We start from the raw sequence: 13,500 nt of genomic DNA on the forward strand, positions 1-13,500 counted from the left end.
TGGGCAAGGACGCATCATATCGTAATAAAAACGGTAGGATAACAGTGAAAACCTTGTTCATTTAGAGTGGATGTCTTGGTATTTTAGCGCACTTAAACTGTTTTTTAGGTAGGTAGCCAAAGCTGATAAAAGTCGGTTTCATCATGCTTAGGATTCTTACGCACAAACTGCCAACCGTGGCGCTTATAAAATGTAAGAGCTGGTTTGTTAGTCCGGCTTACTGAAAGTACCGCACGCAAACACCCCGCTTTACTCAAAGTGCTTACAATATAATCCTGTATTATTGGAGCGATTCCTAACCCTCTAAAATTCGGTTTTAAGTAAATAAGATGCACATAGCCAGTTTCCGGTTCAGGTGAAAAACTACGAAACTCTAACTGTCCTGCAAACTGGTCATCGACAAATACATGGATGTAAAACCATTCTAATGTCGTTAACCGTTCAACGACCCGTTGACGATAACCGTTGATGAAGTCGTCGAAACCATCGTAATGCCCAAAACTACAAAAATACGCATCTTTCCTAGCAGCAACACATAGTTCAAAATCATCCATGTCAATCTGCCGAAAACTAATTTTCATACTTAATTTTGCCCCCAATCATCTAACACCTCAATCAGCTGTCCACATTCACTATGCGACGACAATGATGAGATTATCACGCATTTGGCTCAAGACACTATATTGAAAAGCGCGCATTACTTACCAAGGGAAATACCATCCCACCCTAGGGTTTCAACTAACTGCTTAAGCTGTTTAGGGCGATATTGTTCATCCCGCTCATATCGCTGTTTGACACTAGGATGGATCATTGTGCCTGCCACATTTAACGGGCGATAGTACGGTTTTCGGAAACGGTAAATACTGGTTCTTGATGGATGAAGTTTACCTGTCACGCCGTCGGTTAGTGACTTAAAAAGATGCGCTTCAATGGATAGCCCAGCGGAGCGGGCCTCTGTGAGCATCCATTCTAAGGCGGTATCGGAGGAGCTGGTATGGGTTATGGGATCAGGCTTATTTGCTCCACCAATATCACTGTGGGTACCAGCAAACCAAACTTGCTTCATATTCACCCCACTCCTTTGTTGCCAAATAGTGGGCTGAAAATCTTCACGCTTTTCATCGATGGATAACGCGTGTCGGGCAAACGTAATATTTGGGCCCATTTTAGTGTCATAAAATTCGTCTTTTCTATCAAACACTCCCAATAAACTAAATGGTATGCCTAACGCCCCAACCGTATCCCACACACCAATAAAGTGAACATTTTTACGGGTATTACAGTACATGTCGCGAAACGTCAGCGCTTTACTTCCCTCTGGGTGGCAGTTTTGAGCAGGGCTTTTATAGATAGACCAGGCTTGCTCTATCCGATTGGCATGATCGCGCTTTAATATTCCACAATTATTGATAAGCCCGCATAACGCTCGTACGGTATACGCTCCGCGGCTAAAGCCAAATAAATAGATATGATCGCCTTCTGTGTAGTTTTGTACAATATAGCGATATCCATCCAATATGTTCTTATGTATGCCTTTCCCCGTGATCCCACTGCTGTATTTGTCATGTTCAGAGCCTAACCCCCAGTCATAAAACACATGCTGGTTAATCCCCGTAGTGGAAGGTGAAATTGCGCGTGCGATTTTAAGCACATTCGTTGGGAAATCTTTTTGCAGATCTTTTTCCGGTCGTTCCCATGTACCATCAGAGCACACCACAATATTGGCCATGATTCTTCCTTGATTTCGCTTAAACTTTATTTTGCGTAACAAAACACGCAAACAAGGCACCGCCATAATTTCACTTATCTAGGTTACTGGGTTCTGCCATACCGTTAAGCGCTATTGTCTCATCCTGCTGGAACGTAAATGTTTAGTGTATGATTTTTATAGAGAACACAACCAGTAAATTACGCATCTATATGCATATTTATATCAAGAATAGTTAAAGATTTCTATGGCTCATGTTTTGACAGTACGAATAGACTGAAAAAAAGGGCAAGACGGAAAAACACTTAATGTGTAAGGATGTGGATATAGTCTGATAATGACAGGTAATGAGAGGAAACAAGATTGGAGCGGGCAGCGGGAATCGAACCCGCATCATCAGCTTGGAAGGCTGAGGTAATAGCCATTATACGATGCCCGCTTTGGTGCGCATCGAAGCGATGGAATTAATATGCCACTTTCATTCCCAAAAGGAAAACCTTTTTTCTTTAAAAACGAGCACTTGAATATGAATTAAACAAGTTGGGCATTTATCACTCAAAAAAAACCGCAAGTCATGGATGATGAGTTTGCAGTACTAGGTGGCGTATGATGTATGAGGTTGTGCTCACCTTCACCAAGAATACACGTCATCTCACCCTAGTTGATATAGCAAAAACTGCCAATATATTTTAGCTTTTGACTCATTTATGAAACATATTTCATTTATAAGTTTTAAAAAATATATTTTGTCCGCATTTTTTGTCGCAAAATCCTGACAAAAAATTTACAATATATGCCGCTTATTTCATACCTTATTCGAAAAGACACTAGTACTGTAAAGGATTACACATGAAAAACCCCTTAGAAAACGCCTCTATTGGCATAAAACTGGCCTTTGGTTTTGGCGTTGTACTGATACTAACGCTCATTGTTGCAAGTACTGGCTTTATGGGAGTTAACACTCTATTAGAGCGTGCTAATAAAGTTCAACACTCCAACCAAATGCGTCAAACAGTCACAGAGTTAGGGAATCAACGAAAATTATATCTAGACACTGGATCCCAAGGCGCTTACTCCAATGTTTTGACACTAGAAGATGAATTGAGTAAACAAATATCTCTCGCAAAAAAACTTTATGTCAGTGGAGATGATATAAAACGAGTCAATAGTGCAGACCAAGCTCTTAAACAATATACACACACGTTTTCTAAACTGCATGCTGATCGCCAAGAATGGGTAAGAACGGGTAAAGAGGCAAGCGGCGTACGTAACAACCTCACCGAAAAAGCCGATTTGATGATTAAGGCGCTGTCAAAAGACGACAATTACATGGCAATGCTGACGACATTAAAAGTCAAAAATGAAATAGCTGATACCATGTTGGTCATCACGAAGAATGTAGGTAAAAACAAACCCATCCCATCCGATGTTATTAACCAACGTATTCCAACTATCGCAACAGACATACAGAAATTGCAACTTGATGGCGAAGCACAGACATACCAGCGAGACATTAATCAATTATTTATTCAATATCGGCAATTATTAAATACGAATCCAGATTTAACGAAAAAGCTCACTGAGAGCTCAACCCAATTGCTTTCCTATGCCAAAGAAATCACGAGTAATCTGCAAGAATTGAGCGAGCAGCAGCGTCAGAAAAGTGTGCATGACGGTGCAAAAGTTCGAACTTTACTGATTACAGTAACCATAGGTGCAATTGTTATGGGGGCGTTCTTCGCATGGTTTATTCGTCATATGATTGTTACGCCAATGCGAGATGTTACCCAAGCCGTATCGGCAATCGCTGACGGTGATTTAACTCACACCTATCGCACAGAACGTCGTGACGAATTAGGCAAGTTATACAATGATATTGGCACCATGAACGTGACGCTACACACATTGATCTCTGAAGTGATCAATGGTGTGCTTAACCTCAGTAGCACGAGTGAACAGCTCGAAAACATATCACACAATAGCCAAAACCGTATGCAATCTCAGCGGGATGAAACCGATCAAGTCGCGACAGCCATTAATCAAATGTCAGCCACGATTTCTGAAGTGGCTCGTAACGCCAACACAGCGGCGTCGGCCACCACGACTACGGATGAATTAGTGAACCAAGGAAGCTCAATGGTTAACAACACCGTAACGCAAATCAGTGAATTGGCAACCGATTTGAATAATACCAGCCAAACGATGGCTGCGTTAAAAGAGCGTTCTGATAATGTTGGTAATGTATTAGAAGTGATTAAAGCAGTGGCTGAACAAACAAACCTACTTGCTCTAAACGCGGCGATTGAAGCCGCTCGTGCCGGTGAAGCTGGGCGAGGCTTTGCAGTGGTCGCCGATGAAGTTCGTGGGCTAGCTAGTCGTACGCAAAAGTCAGCCAAAGAAATCGAAGACTTAATTCATCAATTACAGAATGGCGCGGAAGAGTCATTCAATAAAATTGAAGCGAGTCGTGACCTTTCGACTCGTAATGCTGACCAAGCGAAAGATGTGATGGCATTATTTGAAAATATCAGCCTAGAAATGGGCAATGTACAGGATATGACTCAGCAAATCGCCACCGCTTCCGAAGAGCAATCTCAGGTATCGGAAGACATCAACTCCAGTATTGTTAACGTGCGTCATTTAGCGGATGAAACCACTGAAGGCGCTGCTGAGTCAGTGACCGCGGTCGCTAACTTGAAAGCGCTTAGCTTAGATTTGAAATCCTTAACCGAACGTTTTAAGACCAAAAGCTAATCACTCTTAGCCATCATCTAAAACATCGAAAGCCCCTGCCAAACTTGTCAGGGGCTTTTATTTCGTAGCCGTTTCGATACTCGCTCAGTTATGAGCGAGTCTGAACATCACTAATAGATGGGTAAACGACGTAACTCTCAATGAATAGCGATTCAGTAATAAGGCAAGATTATAGTTGTGACGGAGTGTCATCGGACGGCGCAGCGGGCGATGCACTCGCCTGATCGTTAGCCGATTCTTCGGCTTTAGATGTGGCGTCTTGTGGTTGCGCTGCCATATAGGTCATGACTTGGGCTGACAAAAAGCTCAATATATCTCGGCTTGCACCATTTAATAAATTGCGCCTCGCTTTTTTCGCCATGTCTGTTTGAGTGGTCGCTCCCATGACAAAACTTGCCAACAAACCAACCGGACTGCTCGCCATATCAATGGCACTCTTTTGTGCTTTTTTTCTCGATTGCTCAGCGTGCTTTTCTAGCTGCTTAGTGTGCAGGTACAATGCATCACGTTGATGCTGCATATGCTTAATGCCAAACATGCCCTACTCCTCTTCCGCTGGAATAATCGTATCCAAGGTACGTGAAAAGTTCATATTATTTAGCGTACGCTTTACAAAATACAGTAAGACAATCGCGCTCAGAAAGGTAACCAATGTTGCGGTTAAAAATATTCCGATGAGTGGCAGACCATAACTCCACGCTATCACAGCACTGGTTGCGATGATCAATAACCAAGTTGTGAGTAACAGAAAAATCACACCGCACATTAATGCTAAAAGTTGAGCGCTAGATGCTACCCATAGTTTAGCTTCTAGCGCTCCCAGCCCTAATACACTCTTGAACCACTGTTTGTGAGACGTCACCGCCTGACTAAAATCAGAGGTGTCTGACGACGTGTCAGAGTGTGGTGCTTCCATAGTGGTTATTCCTTGATGCTATTTACGCTTGCATAAAAAACTCGCAGCGACAGCGCCAGCTAAAAAGGCAATACCGATGGCTTTTGCGGGGTTTTCTTTTGCATATGAACCCACCGCTGAACTAACTTTTTCCGATTGTTGCTTAGCAGTGTCGGCCATTTTATGTGCCTGTTCACTAATTTGTTGAGCAACTTCTTCAATACGCTCTTGAGTTTGCTCTTTCGCTTCTGCTGCACTATCGACGCCTTTATGTGCTACATCAGCCGCGTCGTCTACTTTCTCATGTGCTTTTGATTGTGTCGTGCTCTTAGTTGCTGTAGCCATTCTAAACTCTCCTTTGATTTAAAAATGAAGCTAACTTCAACGCCTGTAACGATTCAATACAATGTTATAGCGATCGAGATAACTTTAACGTATCTGTCACTCTAGCGTATTTTTTCGACACACGCCAATCTAGTTTGAGTACTAAATATTTTTTTCTTATTTAGATACAATAAGATGTGAGATGCGTTCACGATACTGGTCTTTATCTTCAATACCTATGTCATCGCGTCTCAAGACAGGGCTTCCTGATTATTGCTTCATCTTCAATTGATGCTTATAACGCAGCATGTTATCAACCTTGCCATTAGATTTAAGTAATTTATCCAGCCCTTTTTGGCTAAATTGACGAAACTGACCCATTTGTGTGGTTGAACGTTTAGAACCACCGACATTGTGAGTTTTTAATGTCAAAATTACCTGACTCACAGCCCTGATCGCTCGTTCATAGCCCGCTTTATCATTGAGATCAAATTCTTTAAGGGCAACTTTATCGCGTATTTCATTAGCCCAATAGAACTCCAAAAATGGCACTGGCGATGGTGGTTTGTTCCACGCAACACCACGCGAAAAATACATTAATGCACGGTATTGATCATTCGCGAAATTCGTCAATCCAAGTGACGAAGGTAATTCACTGACCTTTATCGTTTGAGCAGATTGATTATATAACCAAACGTTACCATCCTCTTTCATTGCATGCCAAAACTGCGTCATATTAGGCAAGCTTCGATAGTCTTTAGCGACAAGAAGATGTATACGAAAATGCGCCCCACCCTTGGGCATTTCATAAAACGCATTTAATGTATGATGACCATCGGTTAGGTAATACTGTCCATTAGGGGCAATAACGACCGTTTTCATTTCATCTTTGTCAGTGCCGACACGCGCCTCGCAGTTATAACTGTCACTATTCAATAGGCTTGCAGACTTAACGCTACCCATCACGCCACGCTGTCCGTTCGCTTCGCATATATCATCAAATAGTTTTTTACGGTCAACGGAGTACCGTCCGAGTTTATACCACACTTGATCGTAACCAATTGATGCTTGAGTGGGATGCAATTGGCTCAAAGAAAGCTCTACAATATCGCCTACGCTTATATCCTCTGTTGTCCTAGCTTGTGCTATCGTACACACAGTACACATCACACCCACTACTAATAATCGCAACAACATCATTCATTAACCTTCGTACAATATGAAACACTATCTAAATATTAGAGCATCAACATGACAAACACGTTGCGGATTCATCGCCATGTTTTAACGATGCGTTATTCATTCACATTATTCACGCCAACGAACTCACCCAACTGAGTTATCAGCTTAATCAATAAGTTCTGTTGTTTTGGTTGTTTACCGCCGAATAAGCAAGATAATGCTTATTATTAGAAAAAAGCTTCTTTTCAAACTTCATTCTAATCTACTCACACATCGCTAAAAGAATCTAAGCACACGATCAAATGACCGTGTAATGCCGCGAACCTAGTATTTAAATGAATGAAGACAAATAATGAGACGGGTAGCTTTTCTAGCGGTTAATCCGCTCCACAAGGCTTTCTAATGGGAACTGAAATTATTTTTTGGATAAAAAACCATGCGTAAGATTACAAAATCAGCTATTTGTTTGGTACCATTTTTTAGTCATTATACAGCTTATTTTCGCTGGAACCTTTTTCATAACTCACGGTCTCAATCCCATGCATCAGTTATTAGTTGGTGTTTTTCTTTCTTGTATAACCACCAAGCAAACGTTAAAATTAATAAATAAATGATATTATTTAGCAGGTGTAGTGGTTCTCGCCGCCTAAACCTAAAATATGTATATTTATAAGAAATAAACCAGCAACTTTTTATATTTTAATCAGAGAGATAACACCATCACCAACATCGCCTCTATATTCATAATATGAAAAATCCAATCAATACCACTCAAAATATTATTGGCTATGTTTTAGCAAAACTCATAACCATGAATCTAAAATGTTAAAAAAATGCATTAATTTGTCATGTGAAGATTAAAATTATCATTTTTTGAAGCCATGTGGATTAATGTGGGGAAAATTTTTATCATTTCCAAATCCTTGTCTATAGTTGATCACAGTTAGCGTTAACTCTCATTGATTATTCCAATATATGAATTTGCATGAGAGCAACATCAACTACTCTAAGGAGAACTTAATGTTAGGTTGGACCGTACTATTTTTAGTCATTGCGCTTGTCGCAGGCCTGTTAGGCTTTACTGGTATTGCTGGTGCGGCTGCAGGGATCGCTAAAGTTATTTTCTTTATTTTTATCGTGCTTTTATTGGTTTCACTAGTATCAAGAGCATTAAAGGGTAAAGCCCCTAAACCTTAATAATCATCACTCGAATAATGTTTATTAAGGGAATTGAAGTATTTAAGGAGTTCATATGAAAAACATCGTTTTAATCGTAGTCATTGTTGCAGCAGTATTGTTTGGCGCTTCTATGTTCATGAAATCAGATGATAATACAACGGCCGAAGACGTCGGTGAAACCATTGATAACACCGTCACTGATAGCGGTAATGCTATCGAAGATAAATGTGAACAGCTAAAAGAAAAAGCAGGCGCTGAAGATAGCGATTGTTAATTAATCAGACTCAAGGTTGCGGTTATTAATAGCCACACCTTACGCAAAAAATCCCGCAAGTTATTGCGGGATTTTTTTATGCTATCAGATGAATTATGTGGGTTCATACCCATCGCAGGTAATACAGCAACGTCATCTAATAGTTGTTATCTTGTAACTTAATGCGCAGACGGAATTAAGCGTGTGGCAATGTGAGTTACAACATAGCGGAAAGTTAAACGTCGCCGTTTACATCCACCAAGGGACCAATTTTAATGTTAGAACACATCGGCTTAGCGTCTAACCAGCTTTCAATGGCTTGTTGCTGTGTTTCTGTTACGGAATCATAACGGCCACCAGCCATTACGAACACATTAAACTTTTCATTAGAGGCTGAACCGCCAAACATTAAATCCTGACCTTCGATAAACTCGACAAAGTCATCGAAAAACGTATGAAGCTCGGCTTCATCTTGTGGTTCTAAGTTGAATTCTAATTCAAATCCAAAAACCGTGAACTCACCGGTCAGTAATTTCTTTCTTAATCTTCTGCTGCGATTTGTCGCCATTATTTCTCCGTCACTCGTTATAGCTGCTTTGATAGTCAAGCCGCCCCGTTGTACACACTTATGCGTTTATAAGCAAATATTGCGGCAAAAAGTTTTTTTTCAATGCGCCTATTGAGCAGTCACTAAGCAAAAAAATTAGCGTTATATTTCCACTTTGTTACGCTTTTAAGGTTGCTCACACGCAAAGCGATACACAATATTTTCAATTGTATGCTCTGAAATCTCGATATCGATTCTACCAATACGCTCAAACCCCAGGTGCTGATAAAAGCCATTCGCTGCATTTTCTACCCAGGTATATAACCAGAATGGCTGACCAAATTGTTGTTTTAGTTCAGATAGTAGTGCTTTGCCTATCCCCTGCTGCTTGAAACGGCTGTCGATATACAGCCTTTGTACTTCATAACCATTCACTACAGACTCATAGTGTGAATGAAGGTTCAGCAATGCATATCCTTGCAGAGCACCATGCTCTTCACATACTAATATTCTACAATGAGGATCATTCAAATAGTCGATAAATTGAGCTTCTGTAAACGTCTCAAAGACATACTCAGAAAACTCACGCCTAATGCCAGCGACTGCGTAGTTGTCCAACCACACCTTTATCGATAATGCCGCTAAGTTAATACAATCTTGCTGTTTTGCTAATCTAATCATGGCTTCCTACCTCGTAAGCTCCCAACCAGTAATGGCACATTTAACGACACGCCCCGTTCTTCCTCAAGCTCTAATTATGTTTATCAAAGCCGATACAAGGCGTATCATTTGCTCTGTTTTAAGATATTAATAACATAATTTATTTTCGATAGGGGAAAACGATGACTCATCCAATGATTGCAGATCTAGAAGCACGCTATACAACTAAAAAATACGATGCATCGAAAATCATCTCAGAGCAGGATTTAGCGATTCTTTTAGAAGCCATACGCTTATCACCATCATCAATTAACTCTCAACCTTGGAAGTTTATTGTCATCGAATCGGAGCAAGCAAAAGAACGTCTGCATACTACATTTGCAAACAAGTTTCAGTTTAATCAAAAGCATATTAAAACAGCGTCTCACACGATTTTATTTGCCTATAACCCTGAGTACACCCGTGAAGATTACGAGAAGGTCGTGGATGCAGATGTCGCCAATGGCCGTATAGCAAAAGACAATCGTGATAGTGCATTCGGCGCATTTGCGTTTGTTGGGCTCAATACCGATGAACAAGGAAGAAATGCTAACTGGACCAAAGCTCAAACCTACATCGCATTGGGTAACGCCATGCACGCCGCCGCACGTTTAGGCATTGACTCGACCCCTATGGAAGGCGTTGATAAACAGATGATCAGTCAAGAGTTTGCACAAGAGCTACAAGGCTATGAATGTGAGCTTGCTTTAAGTGTTGGCTATCATCTGCCTGCTGATGATTACAATGCCAGTTTGCCAAAATCTCGTTTACCATTGGCGGACGTGGTCACGCGTATTTAACCCAATCGATTGGTTACGAACGCGCGGTCGGCACATGCAATAGCCAAGGGCACTCGCTGTTAAACAGCCGGTGCCCTATATTTTTAACACCATTCATGAGACTAACGTTTCGCCCAAATTACAATACCACACAGCGCGTGATACGCTGTTCGTTCTAAAACTCATCATGAGTGTCACGCTCGTGATAACTCGGAAACTCCATCTCTATCACCCCATCATGATGAAGTGTAAACGACACTTTCTCGTGCTGTATTCCTGTTTCGTATATATCAGAACAACCACGGAACACTTCCCAATCGACCCCATAGTAAAGTTGATATAACTCTCCTGTAATATACTCAACACGTTCAACCTGAATACCGTTTACATTATGAGCCGTCTGATCGATGTAAGTCAGATCAGGAATCAGACGCTGCTCAAAGTCACTTTTATTAAGCGCTAAATAAATGGCAAGCTCAGAACATAACTCTGCGCCGTTAACGAGCGGTTGCATGGAACTCGAAAAAATTAATCTCACCGTCTCAGTCTCCCTGACTTATTCTCTGTTCGTCGTTGTTGGTATCGTGCAAGGTGTCGTTTTTATTAATCAACGCCACACAAAATCTATACTTCTACAACTATATGAAGTAAAAAGAACTATCCTCGCAAAAACTTACGTGAGCCCTGCTTGTCGCAGTTTAACTCTAAAGCAGCAGTTACTTGCTGAGATTTCATAGTATACTCACACTCATCAGCGATGGCCTATCATGCCCTACGCAATTAGGCTGCTGCTAACAAGCATTCATACGCCCATAAACATGGTGGGTAAATAGAGAACTGGCATCACAAGAAGCCACAATAATTATAAAAATAAAACATTATTATAGATAACTAAGAGTAATAAAAACATGACTATAAATATGCGCCTCACCGTAGGCTTTGGTGTGATTTTATTAATGATGCTCACATTGACCATCATTGGAACCTCAAGAGTGAATCAAATTGATAGTAATATAACTGAAATCAATGATCTTAACTCCGTGAAACAGCGTAACGCCATTAATTTCCGAGGCTCTGTACATGACCGAGCGATTGCTATCCGTGATGTCGTCTTACTACGCAATAACACGGATTTACAAAACACCATAACACTTATCAATAAGCTTAATGATGACTACCAAGTCTCACATAAAAAAATGAGCGTGCTACGCAACGATATGTCTGCCGATGAACGTGCATTACTCACAAAAATTAATGATATTGAAAGCCATACCGTCCCTCTTGTTAATAACATTATTGCAGCAAAACAGGCGAATAACATCGATCTAGCAACAAAGTTATTGCTCGATGATGCGCGTCCATCCTTTGTTGAATGGCTAAACACCATCAATCAATTTATTAATCTAGAAGAACAAAAAAATAATATCCTGACCGATAAAACACGAAGTATCACCAGCTCATTTGAAATATGGATGATTTCACTCTCTGTATTGGCCGTCATCATCGGTATAGTGGTTGCTTATGTTATTAGTAAACAAATAAAAAATGCTGTAGGCGGAGAACCTCACGAGGCTGCCGAAGCCATCGCACGCATTGCGAAAGGGGATTTGACTACACAAATAAACTCATGCAGTCCGAATAGCATGATGGCTTCTATTCAAATTATGCAAAAAGAATTAAAAACCATTGTTAATAACATTATGCAATCCTCACAGGCACTTTCTTCTCACTCAGAAAGTGTCGCTTTCGGCTCTCAACAAGCACTCAATGCGGCAGATAGTCAGGTAACACTGACGGATTCGGCGGTCGAAAGCTTAACGGATATGAGTCACAGTATTGATGCCGTCGCGAGTGCCGTTAAACAAACCGAAGATAATTCAAAAATCACGGCGCAGCTTTCCCAGCAAGGTAGCGCTTCAGTCGATAAAGTCGAGTCTGAAATTCGCGAGATATCCACCGCGATAAACGCGACCGTAAGTCAAGTTAATGTATTACAAGCGGATGTTAAAAACATTGGCGATATACTCAGTGTTATTCGTAGTATTTCTGATCAAACCAATTTATTGGCACTCAACGCCGCCATTGAAGCGGCTCGCGCTGGAGAATCAGGCCGTGGCTTTGCCGTGGTAGCCGATGAAGTCAGACAACTCGCGAAACGCACTGGAGATGCAACGGGTGATATCGAGAAAATGATTTCACAGATTCAAGATAACACGCAAGCCTCGGTCACCTCGATGGAAACAACAGTGCCACAAGTTGAAAATGGTTTAGCGTTAATGAATGAAGCAAATAAGCTATTAAAAGAAATCGAACAGCAAGCGAATGACTCACTAGATAAAGTATTAGAAGTTGTAGACTCCACATCGGCACAAGTCGCAACGGCCGCGCAAATCAGTGCCGGTGTTGAAGATATTGCCAGTATGTCTAAAGACACCAGCTTATCATTAAAAAATAATGCGCAAGAAGCCGTAGCGTTAGCGGATTTATCAAAAACATTGAAACAATACATGAGTTATTTCAAAGTCGAGTAAAGTACTTCGAAGTACCAATCTAAATAAGGACATACCGATACATATTGTCAATGGTATGTCCTTATCAGTTCTCGTGGCTCAAAAGGTATTACAATAACTTATAAAAATACACTGTGCCTTCAAGCTCACCGTTAGAGCTACGAGCAAACTGAGGAATATGCCCTGCTTCTGTATAGCCAATTGCCCGATATAAAGAAGAAGCTACATCACCAATTCGAGTATCGAGTACAAGTAACGATAAACCAAGCTCACCAGCAACACTTTCCATACGCGCCATGAGTTGTTTACTCACACCTTGTCCTCTGGCATCCGTATGAACCATGAGTTTTTCAACTTCTCCACGATGTGCGCCATTGGGTTTAGCACACAATGATAACTGAACCGCGCCGATGACTTGCCCACTCTCACAAGCTATAAATATTTTCCTTTCCCCTGTCTCTAGTTGTTTAGCAACAGATGACCAATACAAAGACACTTCTTGCTCATCGACAGGCGTTAAAAAACCAACAGAAGCGCCACTTTCAATACAATCTGTGAGCAAATCCTGTAATTGTTCAGCCACATCTGTAATCGTATTAATTTCCTTAATATCCATTATATTCCCTATATTCCTTATGATTAAATGATACCCCAAACGCTATTTTGCATA

General features: G+C 41.0%; 15 protein-coding genes and 1 tRNA gene. 5 read left to right on the forward strand and 11 right to left on the reverse strand.

Translation table 11 applies throughout. The features are described 5' to 3' along the window. Positions 1 to 104: 104 nt before the first annotated feature. The 3 genes from OCU30_RS15245 to OCU30_RS15255 all read right to left on the reverse strand — a co-directional run bounded on the left by OCU30_RS15245 (position 105) and on the right by OCU30_RS15255 (position 2,147). Positions 105 to 581 (reverse strand): GNAT family N-acetyltransferase, encoded by a 477-nt coding sequence (locus tag OCU30_RS15245; RefSeq protein ID WP_077314206.1) that lies wholly within the window; start codon positions 579 to 581, stop codon positions 105 to 107. Between the two features lie 116 nt (positions 582 to 697). Next, positions 698 to 1,729: a DUF2235 domain-containing protein gene (locus tag OCU30_RS15250; RefSeq protein WP_077314205.1), complete on the reverse strand. Its 1,032-nt coding sequence runs from the start codon at positions 1,727 to 1,729 to the stop codon at positions 698 to 700. 343 nt (positions 1,730 to 2,072) lie between these two features. After that, a tRNA-Gly gene (locus tag OCU30_RS15255) sits at positions 2,073 to 2,147 on the reverse strand. Positions 2,148 to 2,557: 410 nt separating this feature from the next. Here OCU30_RS15255 and OCU30_RS15260 point away from each other — a divergent pair. Then, positions 2,558 to 4,462: a methyl-accepting chemotaxis protein gene (locus OCU30_RS15260; RefSeq protein ID WP_077314204.1), complete on the forward strand. Its 1,905-nt coding sequence runs from the start codon at positions 2,558 to 2,560 to the stop codon at positions 4,460 to 4,462. Positions 4,463 to 4,631: 169 nt separating this feature from the next. On the opposite strand, the gene OCU30_RS15265 is transcribed toward OCU30_RS15260, so the two are convergent. The 4 genes from OCU30_RS15265 to OCU30_RS15280 all read right to left on the reverse strand — a co-directional run bounded on the left by OCU30_RS15265 (position 4,632) and on the right by OCU30_RS15280 (position 6,881). Continuing rightward, on the reverse strand, positions 4,632 to 5,000 hold the full coding sequence (locus OCU30_RS15265) for a hypothetical protein (protein WP_077314203.1): 369 nt from the start codon (positions 4,998 to 5,000) through the stop codon (positions 4,632 to 4,634). Between the two features lie 3 nt (positions 5,001 to 5,003). Next, the gene (locus OCU30_RS15270) at positions 5,004 to 5,378 is read right to left on the reverse strand and encodes a hypothetical protein (RefSeq protein WP_077314202.1); all 375 of its coding nucleotides are present in this window, start codon (positions 5,376 to 5,378) and stop codon (positions 5,004 to 5,006) included. 18 nt (positions 5,379 to 5,396) lie between these two features. Further along, positions 5,397 to 5,702, reverse strand: a complete 306-nt coding sequence (locus OCU30_RS15275; protein ID WP_077314201.1) for an ElaB/YgaM/YqjD family protein — start codon at positions 5,700 to 5,702, stop codon at positions 5,397 to 5,399. Positions 5,703 to 5,951: 249 nt separating this feature from the next. Next, positions 5,952 to 6,881: a ParB/Srx family N-terminal domain-containing protein gene (locus tag OCU30_RS15280; RefSeq protein ID WP_077314200.1), complete on the reverse strand. Its 930-nt coding sequence runs from the start codon at positions 6,879 to 6,881 to the stop codon at positions 5,952 to 5,954. A gap of 1,002 nt (positions 6,882 to 7,883) precedes the next feature. Between OCU30_RS15280 and OCU30_RS15285 the strand changes: the two genes are divergently transcribed. Then, positions 7,884 to 8,060 (forward strand): DUF1328 domain-containing protein, encoded by a 177-nt coding sequence (locus tag OCU30_RS15285; RefSeq protein WP_077314199.1) that lies wholly within the window; start codon positions 7,884 to 7,886, stop codon positions 8,058 to 8,060. Positions 8,061 to 8,115: 55 nt separating this feature from the next. Beyond that, positions 8,116 to 8,316, forward strand: a complete 201-nt coding sequence (locus OCU30_RS15290) for a hypothetical protein (protein WP_077314198.1) — start codon at positions 8,116 to 8,118, stop codon at positions 8,314 to 8,316. Between the two features lie 214 nt (positions 8,317 to 8,530). Here the strand turns inward: OCU30_RS15290 and OCU30_RS15295 are convergent, their stop codons facing one another. Then, a complete protein-coding gene (locus tag OCU30_RS15295; RefSeq protein ID WP_077314197.1) occupies positions 8,531 to 8,863 on the reverse strand; it encodes a YggL 50S ribosome-binding family protein in 333 nt (110 codons plus the stop codon). A 165-nt stretch (positions 8,864 to 9,028) separates the two neighbouring features. Then, a complete protein-coding gene (locus OCU30_RS15300) occupies positions 9,029 to 9,523 on the reverse strand; it encodes a GNAT family N-acetyltransferase (protein WP_077314196.1) in 495 nt (164 codons plus the stop codon). 161 nt (positions 9,524 to 9,684) lie between these two features. Here OCU30_RS15300 and OCU30_RS15305 point away from each other — a divergent pair, with 161 nt between their 5' ends. Continuing rightward, positions 9,685 to 10,341 carry a nitroreductase family protein gene (locus OCU30_RS15305; protein ID WP_077314195.1) on the forward strand — a complete coding sequence of 219 codons (657 nt, stop codon included), beginning with the start codon at positions 9,685 to 9,687 and terminating at the stop codon, positions 10,339 to 10,341. A 154-nt stretch (positions 10,342 to 10,495) separates the two neighbouring features. On the opposite strand, the gene OCU30_RS15310 is transcribed toward OCU30_RS15305, so the two are convergent. Next, positions 10,496 to 10,834, reverse strand: a complete 339-nt coding sequence (locus tag OCU30_RS15310; protein ID WP_077314194.1) for a hypothetical protein — start codon at positions 10,832 to 10,834, stop codon at positions 10,496 to 10,498. Positions 10,835 to 11,228: 394 nt separating this feature from the next. Here OCU30_RS15310 and OCU30_RS15315 point away from each other — a divergent pair, with 394 nt between their 5' ends. Next, positions 11,229 to 12,851 carry a methyl-accepting chemotaxis protein gene (locus tag OCU30_RS15315; RefSeq protein ID WP_077314192.1) on the forward strand — a complete coding sequence of 541 codons (1,623 nt, stop codon included), beginning with the start codon at positions 11,229 to 11,231 and terminating at the stop codon, positions 12,849 to 12,851. Between the two features lie 88 nt (positions 12,852 to 12,939). Here the strand turns inward: OCU30_RS15315 and OCU30_RS15320 are convergent, their stop codons facing one another. Then, on the reverse strand, positions 12,940 to 13,446 hold the full coding sequence (locus OCU30_RS15320) for a GNAT family N-acetyltransferase (RefSeq protein ID WP_077314191.1): 507 nt from the start codon (positions 13,444 to 13,446) through the stop codon (positions 12,940 to 12,942). Positions 13,447 to 13,500 lie beyond the last annotated feature (54 nt).

It is taken from the genome of Vibrio palustris (genome assembly GCF_024346995.1).
GTDB classification, from domain to species: Bacteria; Pseudomonadota; Gammaproteobacteria; order Enterobacterales; family Vibrionaceae; genus Vibrio; species Vibrio palustris.

What these genes read in the sequence shown, in the direction of transcription:
- OCU30_RS15300 (WP_077314196.1), bottom strand. Translation starts at nt 9,523, where the DNA reads ATGATTAGATTAGCAAAACAGCAAGATTGTATTAACTTAGCGGCATTA.
- OCU30_RS15320 (WP_077314191.1), bottom strand. Translation starts at nt 13,446, where the DNA reads ATGGATATTAAGGAAATTAATACGATTACAGATGTGGCTGAACAATTA.
- OCU30_RS15285 (WP_077314199.1), top strand. Translation starts at nt 7,884, where the DNA reads ATGTTAGGTTGGACCGTACTATTTTTAGTCATTGCGCTTGTCGCAGGC.
- OCU30_RS15270 (WP_077314202.1), bottom strand. Translation starts at nt 5,378, where the DNA reads ATGGAAGCACCACACTCTGACACGTCGTCAGACACCTCTGATTTTAGT.
- OCU30_RS15250 (WP_077314205.1), bottom strand. Translation starts at nt 1,729, where the DNA reads ATGGCCAATATTGTGGTGTGCTCTGATGGTACATGGGAACGACCGGAA.
- OCU30_RS15275 (WP_077314201.1), bottom strand. Translation starts at nt 5,702, where the DNA reads ATGGCTACAGCAACTAAGAGCACGACACAATCAAAAGCACATGAGAAA.
- OCU30_RS15245 (WP_077314206.1), bottom strand. Translation starts at nt 581, where the DNA reads ATGAAAATTAGTTTTCGGCAGATTGACATGGATGATTTTGAACTATGT.
- OCU30_RS15295 (WP_077314197.1), bottom strand. Translation starts at nt 8,863, where the DNA reads ATGGCGACAAATCGCAGCAGAAGATTAAGAAAGAAATTACTGACCGGT.
- OCU30_RS15260 (WP_077314204.1), top strand. Translation starts at nt 2,558, where the DNA reads ATGAAAAACCCCTTAGAAAACGCCTCTATTGGCATAAAACTGGCCTTT.
- OCU30_RS15310 (WP_077314194.1), bottom strand. Translation starts at nt 10,834, where the DNA reads ATGCAACCGCTCGTTAACGGCGCAGAGTTATGTTCTGAGCTTGCCATT.
- OCU30_RS15290 (WP_077314198.1), top strand. Translation starts at nt 8,116, where the DNA reads ATGAAAAACATCGTTTTAATCGTAGTCATTGTTGCAGCAGTATTGTTT.
- OCU30_RS15280 (WP_077314200.1), bottom strand. Translation starts at nt 6,881, where the DNA reads ATGATGTTGTTGCGATTATTAGTAGTGGGTGTGATGTGTACTGTGTGT.
- OCU30_RS15305 (WP_077314195.1), top strand. Translation starts at nt 9,685, where the DNA reads ATGACTCATCCAATGATTGCAGATCTAGAAGCACGCTATACAACTAAA.
- OCU30_RS15315 (WP_077314192.1), top strand. Translation starts at nt 11,229, where the DNA reads ATGACTATAAATATGCGCCTCACCGTAGGCTTTGGTGTGATTTTATTA.
- OCU30_RS15265 (WP_077314203.1), bottom strand. Translation starts at nt 5,000, where the DNA reads ATGTTTGGCATTAAGCATATGCAGCATCAACGTGATGCATTGTACCTG.